This is a genomic window from Arthrobacter sp. SO3 (assembly GCF_020532825.1).
Classification (GTDB): domain Bacteria; phylum Actinomycetota; class Actinomycetes; order Actinomycetales; family Micrococcaceae; genus Arthrobacter.
The window spans coordinates 1-19,917 of sequence record NZ_MQTS01000192.1 but is presented as its reverse complement, the minus strand read 5'-3'; the positions used below and the strand labels follow the sequence as shown (position 1 = coordinate 19,917).

The 19,917-nt window shown below is 67.9% G+C and carries 19 protein-coding genes; 10 read left to right on the top strand and 9 right to left on the bottom strand.

Annotated elements, in window-relative coordinates; genetic code table 11:
- From BJQ90_RS18070 to BJQ90_RS18045, 6 genes are all read right to left on the bottom strand, one after another.
- Positions 1-662 (bottom strand): methylenetetrahydrofolate reductase (locus BJQ90_RS18070; RefSeq protein ID WP_226761646.1); only part of this gene is annotated, 662 nt, incomplete at its 3' end.
- Positions 663-760: 98 nt separating this feature from the next.
- Positions 761-2,254, bottom strand: a complete 1,494-nt coding sequence (locus BJQ90_RS18065; protein WP_226761586.1) for an aldehyde dehydrogenase family protein — start codon at positions 2,252-2,254, stop codon at positions 761-763.
- On the bottom strand, positions 2,254-3,297 hold the full coding sequence (locus BJQ90_RS18060) for a VOC family protein (RefSeq protein ID WP_226761585.1): 1,044 nt from the start codon (positions 3,295-3,297) through the stop codon (positions 2,254-2,256). Before BJQ90_RS18060 ends, BJQ90_RS18065 begins: the two co-directional genes overlap by 1 nt.
- A gap of 28 nt (positions 3,298-3,325) precedes the next feature.
- Entirely contained in the window at positions 3,326-4,405 is a 1,080-nt protein-coding gene (locus BJQ90_RS18055) for a 4-oxalomesaconate tautomerase (protein WP_226761584.1), read from the bottom strand.
- Entirely contained in the window at positions 4,392-5,102 is a 711-nt protein-coding gene (locus BJQ90_RS18050; protein WP_226761583.1) for a 4-carboxy-4-hydroxy-2-oxoadipate aldolase/oxaloacetate decarboxylase, read from the bottom strand. The genes BJQ90_RS18055 and BJQ90_RS18050 overlap by 14 nt, the downstream gene beginning before the upstream one ends.
- Positions 5,099-5,830 carry a PIG-L deacetylase family protein gene (locus tag BJQ90_RS18045; protein ID WP_226761582.1) on the bottom strand — a complete coding sequence of 244 codons (732 nt, stop codon included), beginning with the start codon at positions 5,828-5,830 and terminating at the stop codon, positions 5,099-5,101. The genes BJQ90_RS18050 and BJQ90_RS18045 overlap by 4 nt, the downstream gene beginning before the upstream one ends.
- Positions 5,831-6,038: 208 nt before the next feature.
- Between BJQ90_RS18045 and BJQ90_RS18040 the strand changes: the two genes are divergently transcribed.
- The gene (locus BJQ90_RS18040; RefSeq protein ID WP_226761581.1) at positions 6,039-6,716 is read left to right on the top strand and encodes a hypothetical protein; all 678 of its coding nucleotides are present in this window, start codon (positions 6,039-6,041) and stop codon (positions 6,714-6,716) included.
- Positions 6,717-6,760: 44 nt separating this feature from the next.
- A complete protein-coding gene (ligM, locus tag BJQ90_RS18035) occupies positions 6,761-8,173 on the top strand; it encodes a vanillate/3-O-methylgallate O-demethylase (RefSeq protein WP_226761580.1) in 1,413 nt (470 codons plus the stop codon).
- A gap of 43 nt (positions 8,174-8,216) precedes the next feature.
- On the opposite strand, the gene BJQ90_RS18030 is transcribed toward ligM, so the two are convergent.
- On the bottom strand, positions 8,217-8,918 hold the full coding sequence (locus BJQ90_RS18030) for a GntR family transcriptional regulator (protein WP_226761579.1): 702 nt from the start codon (positions 8,916-8,918) through the stop codon (positions 8,217-8,219).
- Between the two features lie 97 nt (positions 8,919-9,015).
- Between BJQ90_RS18030 and BJQ90_RS18025 the strand changes: the two genes are divergently transcribed.
- Positions 9,016-9,789: an NAD(P)-dependent oxidoreductase gene (locus tag BJQ90_RS18025; RefSeq protein ID WP_226761578.1), complete on the top strand. Its 774-nt coding sequence runs from the start codon at positions 9,016-9,018 to the stop codon at positions 9,787-9,789.
- A gap of 103 nt (positions 9,790-9,892) precedes the next feature.
- Here BJQ90_RS18025 and BJQ90_RS18020 read toward each other — a convergent pair whose 3' ends face one another.
- Positions 9,893-10,129: a hypothetical protein gene (locus tag BJQ90_RS18020; RefSeq protein ID WP_226761577.1), complete on the bottom strand. Its 237-nt coding sequence runs from the start codon at positions 10,127-10,129 to the stop codon at positions 9,893-9,895.
- Between the two features lie 223 nt (positions 10,130-10,352).
- Here BJQ90_RS18020 and BJQ90_RS18015 point away from each other — a divergent pair, with 223 nt between their 5' ends.
- Positions 10,353-11,429 carry an ATP-dependent DNA ligase gene (locus BJQ90_RS18015; protein ID WP_226761576.1) on the top strand — a complete coding sequence of 359 codons (1,077 nt, stop codon included), beginning with the start codon at positions 10,353-10,355 and terminating at the stop codon, positions 11,427-11,429.
- 147 nt (positions 11,430-11,576) lie between these two features.
- On the opposite strand, the gene BJQ90_RS18010 is transcribed toward BJQ90_RS18015, so the two are convergent.
- Entirely contained in the window at positions 11,577-12,896 is a 1,320-nt protein-coding gene (locus BJQ90_RS18010; protein ID WP_226761575.1) for an MFS transporter, read from the bottom strand.
- A 332-nt stretch (positions 12,897-13,228) separates the two neighbouring features.
- On the opposite strand from BJQ90_RS18010, the gene BJQ90_RS18005 reads away from it, so the two are divergent.
- The 6 genes from BJQ90_RS18005 to BJQ90_RS17980 form a co-directional block, all read left to right on the top strand.
- On the top strand, positions 13,229-13,966 hold the full coding sequence (locus BJQ90_RS18005; RefSeq protein ID WP_226761645.1) for an IclR family transcriptional regulator: 738 nt from the start codon (positions 13,229-13,231) through the stop codon (positions 13,964-13,966).
- 166 nt (positions 13,967-14,132) lie between these two features.
- Complete coding sequence (locus BJQ90_RS18000) at positions 14,133-15,014, top strand: shikimate dehydrogenase (protein WP_226761574.1); 882 nt, start codon at positions 14,133-14,135, stop codon at positions 15,012-15,014.
- A complete protein-coding gene (locus BJQ90_RS17995; RefSeq protein WP_226761573.1) occupies positions 15,014-16,963 on the top strand; it encodes a bifunctional sugar phosphate isomerase/epimerase/4-hydroxyphenylpyruvate dioxygenase family protein in 1,950 nt (649 codons plus the stop codon). Before BJQ90_RS18000 ends, BJQ90_RS17995 begins: the two co-directional genes overlap by 1 nt.
- A gap of 40 nt (positions 16,964-17,003) precedes the next feature.
- Complete coding sequence (pcaH, locus tag BJQ90_RS17990; RefSeq protein ID WP_413463713.1) at positions 17,004-17,900, top strand: protocatechuate 3,4-dioxygenase subunit beta; 897 nt, start codon at positions 17,004-17,006, stop codon at positions 17,898-17,900.
- Positions 17,893-18,459, top strand: a complete 567-nt coding sequence (pcaG, locus tag BJQ90_RS17985) for a protocatechuate 3,4-dioxygenase subunit alpha (protein ID WP_226761572.1) — start codon at positions 17,893-17,895, stop codon at positions 18,457-18,459. Before pcaH ends, pcaG begins: the two co-directional genes overlap by 8 nt.
- Positions 18,456-19,917, top strand: a 1,462-nt coding sequence (locus BJQ90_RS17980; RefSeq protein ID WP_226761571.1) for a lyase family protein, incomplete at its 3' end; no start/stop codon positions are given. The genes pcaG and BJQ90_RS17980, both read left to right, overlap by 4 nt.

The following is a 19,917-nucleotide window of genomic DNA, read 5'->3' as shown; positions in this document are numbered from 1 at the left end:
CGGCGGGCGAAGCCAAGAAGCCGTTTGATGCCCGCCGGTCCGGGCGTGCCGACCCGGATCGGGGCGTTGATGCCCCTGGCCCGCACCGCATCGATCCAATCGGCCACGGGATCGGTGTCGAATGCGAACTGGGTGAGGATGCTGGCGCCGAGGTCCTGCTCGGCGAGGGCAGCGGTCTTGTCCTCCAGGGCGCGCCAGAGTGTCTCCTGCGGGATGTCCGGGTGGCCCTCCGGGTAGCCGCCGATGCCGACTTCGCGCACTCCGAACTGCTGCAGCATGCCGCTGCGGATGATGGCGAGCGAGTCCTCGTACGGACCCTCCGGCGTGGCCGGGTCACCACCGACAACCAAAACGTGCTCCGAGGCACCGACCTCCTGGAGGCGTCCCAGGAATTCCTCGAGCTGTTCCCGGGACTTCAGGCGGCGGGCGGAGATGTGCGGGACCGGCACGAAGCCGAGGTCGCGGACCGTCCTGGCAGCGGCCACCCGCATCTCCAGGTCCTCGTTGCCGAGAAAGGTGATGTTAATCCGCGTGCGGGGCGGGATCTGGTCTTTTGCCTCGGCAAGGGCGGTGATGTCCTTGCCGGTCATTTCGAGGGAGAAATCTTGGATGAGTTCCAGCGATGCTGCCCGGTTCGTAGCGGGCCTGATTCGAGTCGCCATCAGGGAGTCCTTTCGGTGGGTGCAACGTTGCGCCCACTTCTGATTTTACCTATGTAGATAGGGACTGTCCATAGGTATTGAGAAGTGGGCGCACCACGTCAGTCCGCCGCCGGGTCTTGGGGCACGAGGTGGGCGATCGCGCGGGTGTCCTGGAACGCCCGGACGCCCTCGATGCCCTGTTCCCTGCCCATGCCGGACTGCTTCATGCCGCCAAATGGAGCGCGCAGGTCGAGTCGCGTCGCGCCGTGGTCATTGACCCAGACATAGCCGCAGACCAGCCGTCCGCCCACGCGGTCCGCCGTTCCGGGGTCGGCGGTCCATACCGAGCCGCAGAGCCCTGCCCATGTGCCGTTCGCGGCCCGGACCGCCTCATCCTCGGTGTCGAACGGGATGAGCGGGATGACCGGCCCGAACTGCTCCTGGGTGACGACGCGGAGCGAGGGGTCGGGGTCGATCACCAGTGCGGGGCGCAGGAAATTCCCGCCCCGCAGGGCAGGGTCCGTCGGCAGCGCTCCAAACTCCCGGACGTCGGCGCCTGCTGCCTTCGCCTCCTCGATGATCTCGGTGACGAACGCCTTCTGCACCGGTGAGTGCAGGGGGCCCATTGTGGTGCCCTCGTCCAGTCCGTAGCCAATCACCGCATGCTCGAGCCGGCTCGAGAGCCCCGCGACAACCTCGTCCAGGCGCGAACGGTGCACGTAGATCCGTTTCGCGTTCATGCAGATCTGGCCGGTGGTATCAAAGATCGCTGCATACAGGCGGTCGAGGTGCGTGTCGTCGAGGATGGCGTCCTCCAGAACGACGGCGGCATCGTTTCCGCCGAGTTCCAGCGTCACCCGGGTCAGCGATTTGGAGGCCATCTCCATGATGCGCTTGCCACCGGCGACGCTGCCGGTAAAGCAGACCTTTGCGACGTCGGGGCTGGTGATGAGGGCAGCCATGTCGGCGTCCCTGCCCGTCACGACGTTCAGCACGCCGGGCGGCAGTTTCTCCGCGATCCTCTGGACCACCCGGGCTGTGGCGAGCGGCGCCGTGGGCGGGGGCTTCACGATGGCGGTGTTGCCGGCCAGCAGCGCGTGCGGCAGGGAGGCCGCGAGGATCGCGATGGGCCAGTTGAACGGCACGATGACCGTCACCACGCCGAGCGGCTGGAATGCGACGGTGGTGGACACGGGGATTCCCGGTGCCGGCGGGAGCACCTTGGTGGCGTCCACCTCGTCAGCCAGCGCGAGAGCGAGGTTCCACCGGATTTCAAAGACGAGGGAGTCGACCCATGACTCCATCCGGATCTTCCCGTTTTCCTGCGACAGGATGGCGGCATCCTCGTCACGGAAGTCGGCGATGCCCTCGAGTGCCACGCGCATCTGTTCCGCACGCTCCTGCGCGCTCAGCACCGACCATTCCGGGTAAGCGGCCTTCGCCGCCGCAATCGCATCCTCGACGTCGCCGGGGCCCGCCGCGGCGGCGTGCCCGACCGTCACACCGGGTTTTCCCGGGTCCACGATCTCAAGGGTCGAGGCGGCCTGGCGTTCGGTCCCCCCGATATACAGTCCGGTCGTTACGGGCGTCGACGTCTCTGTTTGGTTGGTCATTACTTCGCACCTCTCTGTGCAGTACTGCCGGATACGTTCGTTTCGTCGGTGTCCACAGCGGCCACGTTCGGCGTTCCGTGGGTGTGGAAGGTCTCGATCGTTTTCATGCCCCACGCCTGCCCCTTCTTGCGCTCCTCCTGAGTCCATTCCACTACCGGTGAGTCAGGATCGAGCAGCAGGCGGGCACCGGCGTTGGCGAGTTCGATGCGGTTGCCACCCGGCTCCCAGACGTAGAGGAAAAATGTCTGGTTGATTGCGTGTTTGTGCGGACCTGACTCGATGTGGATGCCGTTCTCGAGGAAGATGTCGGCGGCCTTGAGGATGTCCTCGCGGGTGTCGGGCGCGAACGCGACGTGGTGCAGCCGGTTGCCGTGCTTCAGCCAGTCATCCGAGTACACGATGTCGTAGGACTTGTTGTTGAAGTGGAACCACCATGCGGCATAGCCGCCGTCGTCGAGCTTGATGCGCTCGCTCTCGCGTCCCCGGAGGGCCTTAGCCACGAACTCGCCGTTTGCCACCACATCTCTGGCAAGAAAGTTGATGTGGTCCAGCCGCCTGGCGTTCACGCCGCGGCCGGGAAAAGCCGAGGCCTGGTTCTTCAGTGCAGGCTTGTCGTCCGTGGCCACATAGCGCTCCGTTTCGTAGTAGATCGCCAGGTCGTGCCCGTCGGGGTCGCGGAACGCGTAGGCAGGGCCGGTGCCCACTTCGCCGTCCACCCAGCCGACGCCGAGCCCGGTCGCCTCGATCGCCGCGACCCGGCGCTCAAGCGCCTCCTGGCTTGTCGCCCGGAACGAGGTCCGCCCCACGCCGGCGTCTTTCGACTCGGTGAGCTTCAGCGTGTAGAGCTGGTATTCGTCCCACGTCCTCAGGTACACGGATTTCTTCCCGGCTGTTTTCTCCCCGGCTTCGCCGGATCCGCCCGTTTCCGCGACCACACGCATGGCGAGCAGGTCACGGAAGAACCACAGGCTCTTTTCGAAGACGGGAGTCAGTAGCTCCACGTTCCCCAGATGGGCGACGTCGAACGAGGTGTACTCGGTCATGGAACTGTCCTCTCTTTAGGGGTGGCTGTCACAGCCGGGGGCGCGGGAAGACGCGGCCCTCGAAGATTTTTCGCGCCGTGCGGAGGGCGGCCGAGCGGGTAACGGTGAAACCGTCCCGGAATGGCTCGACCGCGACCTCGACGTCGAAATGGCCGGTTGGGTGCTCGATGCGGAAGGGTGCCCCCGGCGAGGGCAGTACCGCGAGGTCATGGCCGACTGACCCGTCCGCCAGCACTCCCGCGGCGACCGTGAGAGCCCCAAGTACGCCGATCGAAGTGTGCACGCGCAGGGGCAGGAAGCTGCGCGTGGCAATGACACCGCCCTCCCGGGGAGCGGCCAGGAGCACGAGCTTCGGCACGGTGGCGCCGCTGACGTCCCCCATGCCCATCAACCCGGCGGCGCCCAGGCGGAGCCCGGCCAGGCGGGCCGCCAGCCCGGCGTCCGCCTCGAGGTCGGCAGGGGATTCGTGGCCGGTGACCCCAAGGTCGGCGGCACGCAGCAGCACGCTCGGCATTCCGTTGTCGACGCACGTCACGTCCACGTCCGAGACGCGGTCCAGGACCCTGCCCGACGGAAACAGCGCCCCCGTCGAGGAGCCCGCGGTGCCCTCGAAGTTCAGCTCGATGGCACCCGCCGTTCCGGGAACGCCGTCGATCGCGAGGCCGCCGTCGTAGTCCACCACGCCGCCGGGTGTGGCGAACCGCGCGGTGGCAATGCTGTCGGTGTTGATCATCCGGATACGGACTTCCGTGTGGTCGCGGCCCGCCGGCACGAGCCCGCACTCGACGGCGAACGGCCCCACCCCGGCCAGGATGTTGCCGCAGTTCTGGCGGTCGGTCACGAACGCGGTGTCGACACCCAGCTGCAGGAAAAGATAGTCGACGTCGGCGCCGTCGTCGGGGGATGGCGAGATGACAGCGACCTTGCTGGTGAGCGGGTGCGCCCCGCCAACGCCGTCGATCTGCCGGGGGTCGGGGGTGCCCATGATCCGCAGCAGCAGCCCGTCGCGTTCGTCGGGTTCTGCCGGCAGGTCGGATGCCAGGAAGAACGCGCCCTTGGAGGTGCCGCCGCGCATCAGAAGGCAGGGGATGCCCTCAACCGAGGCCATGGTCGGCCTCGTACTCCGCCGCGCTCAGGTAGCGCACGCCCAGACCTTCGAGCACCCCGCGGAGCCGGTTACGGTCCAGGCTCAGCTCGCCGGCGAGGTAGGCCGCGCGTGAGTCTGCCTCTTTCTCGACCCTTGCGTCGGCGGCCGCAAGTGCGGTCCGCACATCGCGGCGCGGCACGCAGAGCACACCGTCGTCGTCGGCCACGATCGCGTCGCCCGGGCAGATGAGGGCGCCGCCCACAGTGATCGGCACATTCACTGAGCCGGCCGTGGCCTTGACCGTACCCTGGGCATTGACGGCGGCCGACCAGACGGGAAAGCCCATCGTGCGGAGCTCGGCGACGTCGCGGACGCCGCCGGTTGTCACGAGCCCGCGTACCCCGCGGTGCTGCAGCGCCGTCGCGAACAGTTCGCCGAACGAGCCGTCCAGCGAGGGCGACGTGGTGGTCACGACCAGCACGTCGCCCTCGCGGCACTGTTCGACGGCCGCGTGGATCATCAGGTTGTCCCCCGGCCAGCACAGCACGGTGACGGCCGAGCCGGCAATCCGGGCCCCGTCCTGGATGGGCCGGAGGGAGGCTCCGACCAGCCCGCTGCGCCCCATCGCCTCGTGCACGGTCGCCACTCCGTGCACTCCCAGCGCATCGATGGCCGACGGGTCCGCCCGCTCGACATCGGTGACCACGACGGTCCTCATTCGAGGACCTCGGTGACCTGGGGGTAGTAGCGCATGTAGGCCTCGCCCTTGGCCTCGACGGGCAGGCCGAGGTTGGGCCCGGCATTGCGTTTGACCTGAACGCCCCGGCGCACGGCGAGGGAGGTGTAGTAGTCCCACATGTGCTGCTGGGCGGGCAGGCACTTCATGGCCCGCTGTTTGGCGGGGAATGCGGCCGTGATGTCGAGCAGGACGTCGGGCTTGAAGTCGCACTGCTCGGGCTGGTGCGGCTCGAAGAAGAACACCGGCGGTGCCCCGAGCACCTCGCCGGGGGCGTCGTAGCCGATCGCCTGGGCCAGGATTCTGGCCTCGATCGCCAGCCTGGCGGCTGCGGGGTGATCGCCGTTGTATGGGTCCAGCAGCGGATGGGTCAGCACGACGGTGGGCTGCACGCGGCGGTAGATCCGCACGAGCTCATCGAGCAGTTCCCGGCTCGGAATGAGCGGGTAATCGCCGGCGTCGAGGAATTCGATTTCCGCCCCGAGAGCTGCGGCCGCGGCTTCGGCCTCGCCGCGCCGGAGCGCCTTAATTTCATCCAGCGTCTTCCCGGCCAGCCACTGGCTGGCGGATTCGCCGCGTTCGCCGTAGGAGAGGCAGACGACGACCGCGCGTTCGCCGCGGGCGGTGGCGGCGGCAATGGCCCCGCCCGCACGCCAGACGAAGTCTCCCGCGTGCGCGCTGACGACGAGGACAGTGCCTCCGTTGCCCATGGTCAAGTCCTCCCCGGATCGCTTCCGCATCCTCGACGTGCATTCCCGACATAGCCCGGCACCTGCGGACAATGCCAGAGAATCACGCTCTGGCACGCCGGTCAAGACATCGGCTACAATTTTGTCACCAATCGCGAGCTGAATGCTCCTGCGGCGATTTTCGCCCCGTGAGCCGAACGAAGGAGTTCACAGTGCCGGAGATGCCGCAGTGACGGAGACCCTGCAGGAAGCGATAGACCGGGTCGGCTCGCCCGTTGGGCTGTTGCGTAACTCGCCGGCCCGGCCCCACGTGTTCCCGGTGACGGCCGAGTTCGGCAACTGGCGCTCTGAGCAGCATTCCTGGCGTACCAGCGGCGCACTTCTTGACCAGTCCCACCACATGACCGATCTCTTCCTCCGCGGGCGGGGCGCGGAGCGCTTGCCCAGCGGCCTTGCGGTGAACTCCTTCGCAAATTTCCCGGTGGACCGCGCCAAGCAGTTCATCGCCGAAACGGGTGACCATGACGTCGAGGTCGAACGCGACGGCAATTCCATCGTTCGCCCCGGTGACCCTCGGCTGTTCCGCTACGAGCTTCAGGGGCCCACCGCCGTTGTACTGCCGAAGGCACGGTATGCCCTGTACCAGGTGAACCGTGTGGTCCAGGACGGCGAGACCATCGGCCAGTCGTTCGACTGCGGCTACATCGCCAACGAGCAGTCGTTCGTTTCGCTCGCGAGCCTGGACCCCGGCGCCGCTGGGACTGGCGCTGAGGTCACCGTGCTCTGGGGAGAGCAACCCAATTCGGCCAGGCTCCAGGTCGAACCGCACCGACAGATTGCCGTGCGCGCTACGGTCGCGCCGGCCCCGTTCGTGAAATACGCACGCGAAAGCTACCGCGTCGCCTAGCGGCGCGTCCCAGCCGCCCGATCGATACCGAAGGAGAAAACCTGATGGCCCAGAAGTCCCTGCAGGATGTGCTCGATGCGGCAGGCAACACTGTCGAACACCTGCGCAACTCACAACTTGGCACCTACATCTACCCGGTGGTTCCTGCCGAATTCACCAACTGGCGCCGTGAGCAGAAGGCCTGGCGCGAGACCGCCGTGCTCTATGACCAGTCCCACCACATGGTGAACTTCTTCATGAAGGGCCCCGGCGCCCTCAAGCTCCTCTCGGACACCGGCGTCAACAGCTTCGCGAACTTCCCAGTGAACACCGCCAAGCAATTCGTGCCGACGGCGTCCAATGGCGGCGTGATCGGCGACGGCATCCTGTTCCACCAGGCCGAGCGCGACTTCGTCTATGTCGGACGCGCCCCTGCTGCGAACTGGCTCCAGTTCCACGCCGAGACCGGTGGGTACGACGTCGAGTGCAGCTACGACGACCGGTCGCCGTCGCGCCCCTACGGCCAGGCAGTCCAGCGTGAGTACTACCGCTTCCAGATCCAGGGCCCGAACGCCTGGCAGATCATCGAGAAGCTCAATGGCGGACCGCTCGAGCAGGTGAAGTTCTTCCACATGGGCCACTTGGCAATTGCCGGGGAGCAGGTGCGCACCCTGCGCCACGGGATGGCCGGCGCACCGGGGCTGGAGATCTGGGGGCCGTACGGGCAGCACGGCGAAATCCGGGAGGCGGTGCTCGAGGCCGGCGCCGAGTTCGGCATCGAACCCTGCGGCTCGCGCGCCTACTCCTCGAACACGCTCGAGTCCGGCTGGATTCCTTCGCCGCTGCCGGCGATCTACAGCAGTGAAGCCGAGCGTGCCTACCGTAAATGGCTGCCTGCCACGAGCTACGAGGCGATCAACGCGCTCGCGGGCTCCTTCGTCTCGGAGGACATTGAGGACTACTACCTCACCCCGTGGGAGCTCGGCTATGGCTCGTTCGTGAAATACGACCACGATTTCATCGGCCGCGACGCCCTGGAGCAGGTCGATCCTGCCAGGCAGCGTAAGAAGGTCACGCTCGCCTGGAACGATGAGGACCTTGCGAAAATCTGGGCGTCCTTCCTGGACCGCGACAAGCCGGGCTACCAGTTCTTCGACATCCCGAACGCGAACTACGGCTCGTCGAACTACGACTCCGTGGTCGATGCCGACGGTGCGGCGGTGGGCCTCTCGCTCTTCACCGGTGTCACGGCCAACGAGCGGCGCGGGTTGTCGCTGGCGACGGTGGACCCCAGCGTGGAGCCCGGCACCGAAGTCCGCGTCGTCTGGGGGGAACCCGACGGCGGATCGGGCAAGACTACCGTGGAGCCGCACGAGCAGCTCAGCGTGCGCGCCGTCGTGAGTCCTGTGCCCTACGCCGTCACCGCACGCACCGAATACCATGGTGGCTGGCGGACCGCCGGCCCCGCTTCCAGTTGAGGTCCTGCCCCCTGCCTGGCGCGCCGCCAGGCAGGGGCGGAACTCAGCTGGCGGCCGCTGGTCTCGATTCCGCCGATGAGACCTCGCGCAACGCGTCGATGACGCTGAGCAGGTGGCTGCGCACGGCCTGTTCGGCGGCCCCGGGATCACGGGCGACGACGGCGTCGATAATCGCGGCGTGCTCCAACACCGAAACCTTCGCCCGCTGCGGCCGCGACGACAGCTTGAACTGGTGCCGGACGCTCTGTGCGTGCAACCGGGACAACACCTCGGAGGCGGTGGCATGGTGGCTGAGTTCGCGGATCCGGACGTCAAGGTAGAGGTTCAGGCGCGAATATTCGACAAGATCGCCCTCGGCGACCGACTCGATCATCCGGGCCCGCAGGCCATGGAAGGCCGCGACGTTTTCGTCCGAAATGCTCGCCGCTGTCTTCGCGGCACACAGCCCCTCGACGCCTATCCGGACCTCGAGGATCTCGATGGCCTCGTCCACGGAAATCGCCCGTACCCGGGATCCGCGGTTCGGCAGGCGCTCCACCAGTCCTTCGCCGGCGAGTTCGAGCAGCGCGGTGCGTACGGTGGCCCGGCTCGCCGAGAACGCGGCACCGAGGTCTGCCTCGATGAGCCGCTGGTTGGGCGCGTATTCACCCCGGATGATCGCGTCCCGGATGAGGTCGGTGACCCTCGGGTCGACGGCGGCCGCCGTTTCGGCCGCCAGCGACTGACCGCCAGATGCTGACGACATGTGCACTCAACTCCCAGACTCTCCAAACAAGGAAGGGGCCCCGATGCGGGACACCATATTGTCTACAATCTTAGGAGCAACGGAGGGGAGCGCCCGCATGCGCGTCGCCGTTTTGGGTCTTGGGGAAGCCGGGAGCATCTATGCGGCGGACCTTGCCGGGCGCGGAGTCGGTGTTACGGCGGCCGATCCCGTCGCCCCCGCCGTTCCGGCCGGGGTCACATTCGCCGGCGACGTCGGCGAAGCCGTGGCCGGGGCTGACGTGGTGCTGAGCCTGGTCGGGGGGCGTGCTGCCGGAGCTGCCCTCGAGGAAGCCCTGCCCGCGATGACACCGGCAGGCATCTTCGCTGACATGAACACCGCCGACCCTGCCGAAAAGCGGCGGCTCGCGAACCGGGCGGAGCAGCGCGGCATCGCGTTCGTCGATGTCGCCATCCTGGCGCCCGTTCCGCGTGCACGGATCGGGACGCCGCTGGTGCTAAGCGGTGCGGCGGCTGTTGGGCTGCTGGCCGTCTTCACCGGATGGGGGATCCCGGCGGCCTGCGTGGGCAACGAAGCCGGGGTCGCCGCTGGCCTGAAGTTGCTTCGCAGCGTTTTTATGAAGGGACTGGCGGCGACGATCATTGAGTCCGCCACGGCCGCCCGGGCTGTAGGGGCCGAAAACTGGATCATCGACCAGATCGCCTCGGAGCTGGGTCCTTCGGGCCACGCGCTGGTCGCGCGGATACTCGAGGGCACCCCGGTGCACGCCGCGCGGCGGGAGGCCGAGATGTGCGACGCGCGCACCTTCCTCGAAACGCTCGGCGCCCCCCATCCGATGACCGACGGCACGATCGAGTGGCTGCATTCGCTTTCGCGGGCGGAGCCAGGGTGAGCCGGGTAGCTCCGGACCTGGCCGCGGGCAGTCCTTACTGACTACGCCCGCGGCCCCGGTCGAACGTTCCGGCGGGAGAGTGCGGATAGGCCCGGCCAACGTCTCAGGCGACCCGCCAAAGGCTGCATTCGTCGGTGTTGATCGCTTTCCGGGTGCCGGACTGCCGGTCCATGATCCAGACGACGCCGATTCCGGGCGCGGTTTCCTGGACACTGCCGCGGCGGATCACGACGTCGTCGTAATTGGGGCCGACTTTCAGGCGGGCCTCGATTTCGTCGCCGCGGTGCAGCTGATCCAGGGCGCGGACACGGGTTACATGGGCTGTGGCTTCCTTCAACATGGCGGGGGCCTCCTGGACTGGAGAGTAGTGCCTGCTCTTGCCGGCACTTCCAGTGTCCTGTGCCAATGTTGCCGCTGCGTTTCGGCCCGGTAAGACGTGGGTTAGCGTTCGGCGCCGTTGCCGTTACGGCTGTCCGTATTTCAGCCGCCCGCCGTCCGCCGGATTGCCGCCTCTGCCAGGCTGCCTCTGGCGGGCAGCGGACTGCGGGACCAGAATGGGGCCTATGCAACTGCCGCTGATGCCACCGATCGCGCCGATGCTGGCGAAGGCCGTAAATGCCCTGCCAGAGGGCCCCGTGATGTTCGAACCGAAGTGGGACGGATTCCGCTCCATCATCTTCCGCGACGGCGGGGACGTGGAGATCGGCAGCCGCAACGGCAAGCCCCTGACCCGGTACTTCCCCGAACTCGTCGAGGCGCTGAAGGCAAACCTCCCGCCGCGCTGCGTGCTTGACGGCGAGATCATCATGGTCGGGGCCTCCGGCGACCGGCTCGACTTCGATACCCTGCAGCAGCGGATCCATCCCGCCGCCAGCCGGGTCCGGCTGCTGGCCGGACAGACCCCGGCGAGTTTTGTCGCGTTTGACCTGCTGGCCCTCGACGACGAGGACCTCACCGGGCTGCCCTTCGCCGAACGGCGGGTGGCGTTGGAACGCGCCCTCGCCGGGACAGCCGCGCCGATTCACCTCAACGCCGCGACCCGGGACCGGGGAACCGCAGAGGAATGGTTCCGCCAGTTCGAGGGCGCCGGTCTCGACGGGATCGTGGCCAAACCGCTGGACGGGCCGTACCTGCCGGACAAGCGCTCCATGTTCAAGATCAAGCACGAACGCACCGCGGACTGCGTTCTCGCCGGGTACCGGGTACACACCTCCGGGCCGGACCGGATCGGCTCACTGTTGCTCGGGCTCTACGGCGGCGACGGCGCACTTGCCAATGTGGGCGTGGTGGGTGCCTTCCCGATGCAGCGCCGGAAGGAACTCTTCGCAGAACTCCAGCCGCTCGTGACGAGCTTCGAGGAGCATCCCTGGGCCTGGGCCCGGCAGGAGGACGGGACCCGGACGCCGCGCAATGCCGAGGGCAGCCGGTGGAGCGGAGGCAAGGACCTCTCCTTCACCCCGCTCCGGCCGGAGCGGGTGGTGGAAGTGAAATACGACCATATGGAAGGCGAACGGTTCCGTCACACCACACAGTTTGTCCGCTGGCGCCCGGACCGGGACCCGCGGTCCTGCACCTACGAACAGCTCGAGGAACCGGTCAAATTCGACCTGGCTGCCGTGCTGGGCACCGGCAAGGACTGACCCGCACCTTCCCGCCCGCCCCCGGCGCCCCGGCCGGTTGTTTTCCGCGGGCCGCCGGGGACACGAAAAGCCCGGCGTGTCCTGTGAACACGCCGGGCCCCGCGGCGGTCCCGCCCGAAGCAACCGGGCGGGAGCACTGCGGCCGGGTTACTTGAGGCCGAGCTCCTTGGTGGGAATCTTGAAGGATTCCTTGGCGGTCAGGGCCGAGATTGCTGCGATGCCGCAGATGACGGCCGTGAAGATGCTGATCTGGACCCAGCCGCCGGGCTTGGTGCCGCCCATGGCCGCGACGATTGCCGGGGCGAAGCCTGCCATCAGGAAGCCGAGTTGGGTGCCGATGGCCAGGCCGGAGAACCGGACCTTGGTGCTGAACATTTCGGCGTAGAAGGAGGGCCAGACGGCGTTGGAGGCTGCGTAGCCGAACGAGAAGAAGACGATGGCGGTCAGGAACATCAGCGGCACGCTGCCGGACTCGAGGCTGAGCAGGAACACCGGCGTCAGCACCGCACTGGACACGGCGCCGTAAATGAAGACCGGTTTGCGGCCGATCCGGTCCGCGAGCTTGCCGAAGAGCGGCTGGGTGCCGAGGGCGACCACGTTGGCGCCGACGACGAGCCAGAGGGTGGTGGTGCCGTCCACGCCGGCGACGTTCTTGGCGTAGGCGATGGCCAGGGTGCCGAACACGGTGGAGACGGCGGCAATGAAGGCGCAGGCGACGACCCGGAGGACATCGCGCCAGTGGTCCTTGAGCAGGTCCGCGACGGGAAGCTTGGAGATCTGGGCGGTCTTCTGGGCCTCCTCGAAGGCCGGGGGTTCGTGCAGGGTGCGGCGGATGAAGAACGCGACCATGACCACAACGGCGCTGAGCCAGAACGGGATGCGCCAGCCGATGCCGTACTTGATCTCATCGGGCAGGGCCAGGACCGGAATGAAGACGAGGGCGGCAAGGATCTGCCCGCCCTGGGTTCCGGTCAGCGTCCAGGACGTGAAGAAGGCCCGGCGGTTGTCCGGTGCGTGCTCCAGGGTCATGGACGAGGCGCCGGCCTGCTCGCCGGCCGCGGAGAGGCCCTGGCAGAGGCGTGCCAGCACCAGCAGGGCCGGGGCCCACCAGCCGATGGTGTTGAAGTCGGGCAGGCAGCCGATCACAAACGTGGAGGCGCCCATCAGCAGGAGCGTGAACATGAGCACCTTGCGGCGGCCCACCCGGTCACCGAAGTGCCCCAGGATGACGGCGCCGATCGGCCGGGCGACGTAGGCGAAACCAAAGGTCGCGAAGGACATGATCGCCGCGTTGGCGCCGGCGTCCGGGAAGAAGACCGTGGGGAAGATCAGCGCGGCGGCCGATCCGAAGATGAAGAAGTCGTAGTACTCGACGGCGCTGCCCAGGAAGCTGGCGAGGGCTGCCTTCTTCGGTGTCCCGGCCGGTGCGTCAGTGCCCGGCGTCATGGACGGGAGTGTCTGGCTCATGGTGTTCCTTTGTGTGACGACATTGTCGCGGATGGATCAGGAAGGTCTCAGCCGCCGCTGGCTCTAAGCGTGCGGCAGCCGGCGGTTCGTGGAAGACCCGGACGAGTAGCCACATGGTGGGAGCTACTTGTGCGATGTAGCAATCATGACTGTGAGGGCAGTCACTTGTCAATAGAAATAATCACCATCTAGAAATAGCTTCCACCATGTGAGAGCATTGAGCTATGAGTGTGAATCAAGACACAGAAGTGACCGTGGCCGCCTCCGCCTCCGCCTCCGCAGCCGCCGCCGGCAAAGGCACCAAGGCCCCGAAGGAGGACTCCCGGACAGACATGGTCGGCAAGGCCCTGGGCCTGCTGGTCCTGCTGGGTGACGAGCCGCGGGGTGCGAGTGCCGCAGAGCTCTCCCGCCGGGCGGAGCTGCCCTTCAGTACGACCTACCGCCTGCTGGGTTCGCTGACCCGCGACGGCTTCGTGGACTACGAGCCGGACGGGCGCCGCTACCACCTGGGCCTGCGCATCTTCCAGCTCGGCCAGCGGGTGTCCAACCACCATGGATTCGCCGGCACCGCCCTGCCCATCCTGCGGCGCGTCACCGAGGAGACGGGCGAGGCCACCATCCTGTCGGTGCGCGACGGAAACCACCACCTCACCGTCAATAAGGTGGACGGTCCCCAGACCTTCCGGGTCACAAGTGACCCAGGCCATCTGGGCGCACTGCACACCACCTCGGTCGGCAAGGCACTTGTTGCCTTCGCCGACGACGCCACCCGAAGCCAGCTCGTCGAGGAACTCGAACTGGAGCCGCTGACCGAATCTTCCATCACGGACCGGGAGGCCTTCCGCGCCGAGATCGAGCTCGTCCGCCGGCGTGGCTACGCCGTCATGGACGAGGAAAACGAGCTGGGCATGCGGGCCGTCGCCGTCCCGGTATTCAACGCCCAGGGCCACGCGTTCGCCGCGCTGGCCACAGCGGTCCCGGTCTTCCGGATGAGCGTGGAGGCCCTCGTGGCCCTGGTTCCACTGCTCCAGTCGGCGGCGGCCGAGCTGTCCGCCCGGCTGCCCCAGTGATGAGTCCGGCTGTCCGCCCGGCCAGAAGTCGTCATGTTTTGTTCGCTAGTAGAACAAGCGTGCAACATGTGAACAATTGCTGTAGTGTAATCCCCATCACCCGGCCTGCGGCCGGCGCCCAGTGCGTCCCCGCCTGCCGAGTGCCGTTGTCAAAGGAGCTAAACGGATGAGCAATCGAGCAGAGTCCTTTCTCGTGGGCCTGATAGGCGATGGTGTTATGCCGTCGCTCACGCCCCCCATGCACGAACGTGAAGGCGACGTGCAGGGCCTCCGCTACCTCTACCGCCCCATCGACCTCACCGAGCTGGGGCTTCCCGGCCAGAGCGTCGGTGAACTCCTGACCGGTGCGTACCGTCTGGGTTTCAACGGGTTGAACATCACCCATCCCTGCAAGCAGTTGGTCCTGGAACATCTGGACGAGGTCACCGCGGACGCACGGCGCCTCGGCGCGGTCAACACCGTGATCATTCGCGACGGCCGCTTCATTGGCCACAACACCGACTTCTCCGGGTTTGCCGCAGCCCTGGCCACCGGCCTGCCGGGAGCCAGGTTGAACCGGGTAGTGCAGCTGGGTGCCGGGGGCGCCGGGTCCGCCGTCGCGTACGCCCTGCTCACCGCCGGTGTCCGGGAACTGGACCTGGTGGACCCCGACCCCGCCCGCTGCGCGGCGCGCGCCGCCGAACTCGCCGGTTTCTTCCCGGACCAGCTGGTCACCGCGCGGTCGCCGGCGGAGCTGCCGCAACTGATGCCACTCGCCGACGGCCTGGTGCACTGCACCCCCGTGGGCATGGCCGCCCACCCGGGGGTGCCGCTGGACATGTCCCTCGTGGAAGCCCGGCACTGGGTCGCGGACATTGTTTACCGGCCGATCGAGACCGAGCTGGTCCGCCAGGCCCGGGCCAAGGGCTGCGACGTGCTCGACGGCGGCCGGATGGCGGTCGGGCAGGCAGCCGACGCCTTCCGGATCTTCACCGGCCTCGAGGCCGACGCGGACCGGATGCGCGCCCACTTCCTGGAGCTCGTCGCAGCGGAAGAGGTGGCCGCCTGATGCGCACCGGAATCGCCACGGTCTGCCTCTCCGGCACCCTGCGGGAAAAGATGCAGGCCTGCGCCAATGCGGGTTTCGACGGGATCGAAATCTTCGAACAGGACCTTGTCACCTCCCCGCTGAGCCCGGAGGACGTCCGGAAGATGGCCGCCGACCTGGGCCTGACGCTGGATCTGTACCAGCCGTTCCGCGACTTCGACAGTGTGACCGCGGAGCTGCTGGCCGCCAACCTGCGCCGGGCGGAGGCCAAGTTCCGGCTGATGTCCCGCCTCGGCATGGACACCATCCTGGTCTGCTCCAACGTCGCCACTGCCAGCATCGATGACGACGGGCTCCGGGCGGAGCAGCTCGCAGCCCTCGCCGCCCTGGCCCAGGATCACGGGGTCAAGGTGGCCTACGAGGCCCTGGCATGGGGAAAGTACGTCAACGACTACGAGCACGCCCACCACCTCGTGGAGACGGTGGACCACCCCAACCTGGGGACCTGCCTCGACTCGTTCCACATCCTCTCGCGCGACTGGGACACCGCCCCGATCGAATCCTTCAACCCGGAGAAGATCTTCTTCGTCCAGGTGGCCGATGCGCCCAAGCTGTCCATGGACGTGCTGTCCTGGAGCCGGCACTACCGGGTGTTCCCGGGCGAGGGGCAGTTCGAACTCGCCAAGTTCCTCGGCCACGTGGTCCGGGCCGGGTACACCGGCCCGGTATCCCTGGAGGTCTTCAACGACGTTTTCCGCCAGTCCGACGTCGAACGCACCGCGGTGGACGCGATGCGGTCGCTGATCTGGCTCGAGGAACAAAGCGCGAAGTGGCTGGACGCGAACCCGGCCCCGGTAAACGCCGCCGAAAACGGCGCCGGCATCCGGTTGCCGGGCCGCCGCCGGTACCCGATGGAACTGGCCACCCTCCCGCAGGTGGCCGAACCGGGCGGATTCAACTTCGCCGAGGTCAGGGCCGCGGACACCGCCGCGCTGGAAACCCTGCTGGGCCAGCTGGGATTCGCGTCCAACGGGCGCCACCGGACCAAGAATGTGCAATTGTGGACCATGGGCCACGCCCGAGTGATCATCAACGAGGACTCCTCCCAGGAATCCCGCGACGCCGGGGCCGCCGCCGCACCCGCGATTTCGGCCTTGGGCTTCGACGTCGAGTCCCCCGTGATTGCCGCGGCCCGCGCCCAGCAGCTCAAGGCCCCGACCGTGCCGCGCAAAAGCCAGGCTGACGAGGAAATATTCCAGGGCTTCGCCGCCCCGGACTCGACCGAGATCTTCCTGTGCCAGGGCAGCCCCGACGGCACCGCGGTCTGGACCCGCGAATTCGGCGAGGGACTGGAAGCCGCCGCTGCCGGCCGAACAGGGGAACAGAGCGCCGTGATCGACCACGTCAACCTCGCCCAGCCCTGGCAGCACTTCGACGAGGCCGTGCTCTTCTATACCAGCGCCCTCGCCCTGGAACCGCAGCCGTATGCGGAAGTCGCCAGCCCCACCGGGCTGGTCCGGTCCCAGGTGATGCTGACCCGTGACCGCGGTGTCCGCCTGGTGCTGAACCTGGCTCCGCTGGTCCAGCGCGAAGGCTCCGGCTCCGGCAGTGGCCAGCGCCGGACCTACCAGGAACACATCGCCTTCGCGGTGGATGACCTCGTGGCGACCGCCCGGGCCGCGAAGGCCCGCGGTCTGGAGTTCCTCCAGATCCCCGTGAACTACTACGAGGACCTCGACGCGCGGTTCGGCCTGGACCCGGTCTTGCTGGCCACCCTGCGGGACCTCAACCTGCTCTACGACCGTGATGCGGACGGCGAATTCCTGCACTTCTACACGGCCACCGTCGGCAGCGTGTTCTTCGAAATGGTGGAACGCCGCGGCGCCTACGACGGCTACGGCGCCCCGAACGCACCGGTACGGCACGCCGTCCAGTACGACCACCTGCACCAGCTGAACCGCACCCCCTGACCCACCAAACAACACCCACACCCAACGAAAGGAGGCTGCTGTGCCTGAAGAAATCAACCTTGAGATCTACAACGCGGATCCGCTCACCGAGGACGTGTCCGACGAGGCCATGGAGGCCGCACCGAAGACGTACGCACCGCTGGACGCCGCCGCAGAGTCGCAGGCGGACCTCAGTGCCGAGATGAAAGCCCTCGGGGATGCCTACGCCCAGGCCCTCAGGAACGGTGCCCCGGCGGAGATCCAGCCGCGGCTGGACTACGCCCCGTACCGCAGCAGCGTCCTGCGCCACCCCACCAAGGACCTGCACCACGCGGATCCGGAAACGATCGAGCTCTACTCTCCCGCGTTCGGGCACATGGACGTGCACGCGCTGGAAGCCGACCTCACCATCCAGCACAACGGTGAACCGCTGGGCGAACGCATCGTCGTCTCCGGCCGCGTGCTCGACGGCGACGGCCGCCCCGTCGCGGGCCAGCTCGTCGAGATCTGGCAGGCGAATTCCGCCGGCCGCTACATCCACAAACGCGACCAGCACCCCGCCCCGCTTGACCCCAACTTCACCGGCGTCGGCCGGTGCATCACGGGCGCCGACGGCTCCTACAGCTTCACCACCATCAAGCCCGGCGCCTACCCGTGGAAAAACCACCTGAACGCCTGGCGCCCGGCCCACATTCACTTCTCCCTGTTCGGGCAGGAGTTCACCCAGCGGATCGTCACCCAGATGTACTTCCCGGGTGACCAGCTCTTCCCGCTGGACCCGATCTACCAGTCGATCGTGGACCAGGATGCCCGCGACCTGCTCGTGGCCACCTACAACCATGAGCAGACCCAGCCTGAATGGGCGCTGGCGTACAACTGGGACATTGTCCTGACCGGATCGAAGCGGACCTGGACCGAGAACGAGGCCCTGGGAGCAGAAGGAGACGACCATGAGTAAACTCACCCCGACGCCCGGCCAGACCGTGGGGCCGTTCTACGGCTTCGCACTGCCCTTCACCAAGGACCGGGAGCTGCTGGCCCCCGGCTCCCCGGGCTCCATCCGGCTCCAGGGCACGGTTTACGACGGCGCCGGGCACCCGATCCCGGACGCGATCCTGGAGATCTGGCAGGCCGACACCGAGGGCAAGGTCCCGCACCACACCGGTTCGCTGGTGCGCGACGGCTACACCTTCACCGGTTTCGGCCGCAGCGCGGTGGGCAACACCGGCGTCTTCACTTTTACGACGGTCAACCCCGGCCCCACCGAGGAAGGTGCGGCCCCGTTCATCTCCGTCGCGGTCTTTGCCCGCGGCCTGATGAACCGGCTCTTCACCCGGATCTACCTGCCGGAAAACGAGGAGGCCCTGGCCGCGGACCCGCTGCTGTCCTCGCTGGATCCGGAGCGCCGCAAGACGATGATCGCACGCCGCGACGCCGACGGCGGCCTGACCTGGGATGTCCGGCTCCAGGGCGAGGGTGAGACGGTGTTCCTCGACTTCGAGGGCTCCTCGCAGTGATCTCTCATGAAACCGGCGGAGCCGCCGAGGGCGACGTCGGCCTCCTGAGTCCCGTGTCGGCGTCGCCCCGTGTGGCGGCGCTGACCGGGGACCGGGCGGTACTGGCCGCCATCCTCCGGGTCGAGGCCGCCTGGGCCAGAGTCCTGGAAGACGCGTCCCTGGCGCCGGCCGGGTCCGCCGCTGTGGTCGCCGCGGCGGCCGACGTGGGCCGTTATGACCTCGCGGGCATCGCCGTGCGCGCCCAGGGCGGCGCCAACCCGGTGATCCCCTTGCTGGCGGATCTCCGCGGGCAGGTCAAGGCCCTTGACACAGCGGGGATCGGTGCCGGGAAAGCCGTGCACACCTCGCTGACCAGCCAGGACGTGCTCGATTCCGCCCTGATCCTGCTGGCCCGGGATGCTGTCCGCGGACTGCTCACCGAGCTCCGGGCCACGACCGCGGCCCTGGCGGCCCTCGCGGAACGGCACGCGGACACGTTGTGCGTGGGCCGCAGCCTCACCCAGCACTCCCTGCCGTTCAGCTTCGGGCTCAAGGCGGCCCAATGGTTCCACGGGCTCGCCGCTGCGGCGCGCCGGCTTGAGGCCCTCGAATTCCCGGTGCAGACCGGGGGAGCGGCCGGAACCCTCGCGGCCGGAACCGTGCTGGCAGAGGACGCGGCGTTGATCCCAGGTCCCCGGCTGTCCCCGTTTGATCTCTCCGACCGGCTGGCCGCAGAACTCGGCCTCGCCGCCGTTCCGGCGCCGTGGCACACGAACCGGCTGGCTGTGACGTCCCTCGGTGACGCCTTGGCCGCCGTGACCGACGCTGCGGGCAAAATGGCCTCTGACGTCCTGTTCCTCAGCCGCCCGGAGGTCGCCGAACTCGCCGAACCCCGCGCCGCCGGCCGGGGCGGGTCCTCGGCGATGCCGCAGAAGCAGAACCCGGTGCTGTCCGTCCTGGTCCGCAGCGCCGCCCTGCAGGCACCCGGCCAGGCCGCACAGCTGCATCTGGCCGCCGCCAACTTCAACGATGAACGCCCCGACGGTGCCTGGCACAGCGAATGGCCGGCACTCCGCCAGCTCCTCCGCCTGAGTCTCGGCGCCGCCGTGCAGCTCCGCGAACTCGCCGAAGGCCTGCAGGTGTTCCCCGCGGCCATGCGCCGCAACCTGGACCTTTCCGGGCCGCTGCTGCTCAGCGAAGCCGTCACGGCCGCCGTCGCTCCCCTCCTCGGCGGGATGCAGGGCGTCGACGGAAAGCAGCGGTTGCAGTCCGTCGTGGACCAGACGCTCCAGGTCCCGGCGGCCGAACAGGCCGGCACCTACCGGCGGCTGCTCCGCGCCGCAGTCCCGGCGGAGCTGCTCTCCGACGCCCGGCTGGAGGAGCTGCTCGATCCGGCCAGCTATCTCGGCCAGGCCGGCGAAATCTCCCGACGCATCCTCGCGGCCTACCCGGAGTTCGGCGCCACCGGCGCCACCGGCG

Excerpts from the sequence above, each read along its gene's own strand:
- BJQ90_RS18065 (WP_226761586.1), bottom strand. The coding sequence starts at position 2,254 with ATGACCAACCAAACAGAGACGTCGACGCCCGTAACGACCGGACTGTAT.
- BJQ90_RS18060 (WP_226761585.1), bottom strand. The coding sequence starts at position 3,297 with ATGACCGAGTACACCTCGTTCGACGTCGCCCATCTGGGGAACGTGGAG.
- BJQ90_RS18055 (WP_226761584.1), bottom strand. The coding sequence starts at position 4,405 with ATGGCCTCGGTTGAGGGCATCCCCTGCCTTCTGATGCGCGGCGGCACC.
- BJQ90_RS18050 (WP_226761583.1), bottom strand. The coding sequence starts at position 5,102 with ATGAGGACCGTCGTGGTCACCGATGTCGAGCGGGCGGACCCGTCGGCC.
- BJQ90_RS18045 (WP_226761582.1), bottom strand. The coding sequence starts at position 5,830 with ATGGGCAACGGAGGCACTGTCCTCGTCGTCAGCGCGCACGCGGGAGAC.
- ligM (WP_226761580.1), top strand. The coding sequence starts at position 6,761 with ATGGCCCAGAAGTCCCTGCAGGATGTGCTCGATGCGGCAGGCAACACT.
- BJQ90_RS18030 (WP_226761579.1), bottom strand. The coding sequence starts at position 8,918 with ATGTCGTCAGCATCTGGCGGTCAGTCGCTGGCGGCCGAAACGGCGGCC.
- BJQ90_RS18025 (WP_226761578.1), top strand. The coding sequence starts at position 9,016 with ATGCGCGTCGCCGTTTTGGGTCTTGGGGAAGCCGGGAGCATCTATGCG.
- BJQ90_RS18020 (WP_226761577.1), bottom strand. The coding sequence starts at position 10,129 with ATGTTGAAGGAAGCCACAGCCCATGTAACCCGTGTCCGCGCCCTGGAT.
- BJQ90_RS18015 (WP_226761576.1), top strand. The coding sequence starts at position 10,353 with ATGCAACTGCCGCTGATGCCACCGATCGCGCCGATGCTGGCGAAGGCC.
- BJQ90_RS18010 (WP_226761575.1), bottom strand. The coding sequence starts at position 12,896 with ATGAGCCAGACACTCCCGTCCATGACGCCGGGCACTGACGCACCGGCC.
- BJQ90_RS18005 (WP_226761645.1), top strand. The coding sequence starts at position 13,229 with ATGGTCGGCAAGGCCCTGGGCCTGCTGGTCCTGCTGGGTGACGAGCCG.
- BJQ90_RS18000 (WP_226761574.1), top strand. The coding sequence starts at position 14,133 with ATGAGCAATCGAGCAGAGTCCTTTCTCGTGGGCCTGATAGGCGATGGT.
- BJQ90_RS17995 (WP_226761573.1), top strand. The coding sequence starts at position 15,014 with ATGCGCACCGGAATCGCCACGGTCTGCCTCTCCGGCACCCTGCGGGAA.
- pcaG (WP_226761572.1), top strand. The coding sequence starts at position 17,893 with ATGAGTAAACTCACCCCGACGCCCGGCCAGACCGTGGGGCCGTTCTAC.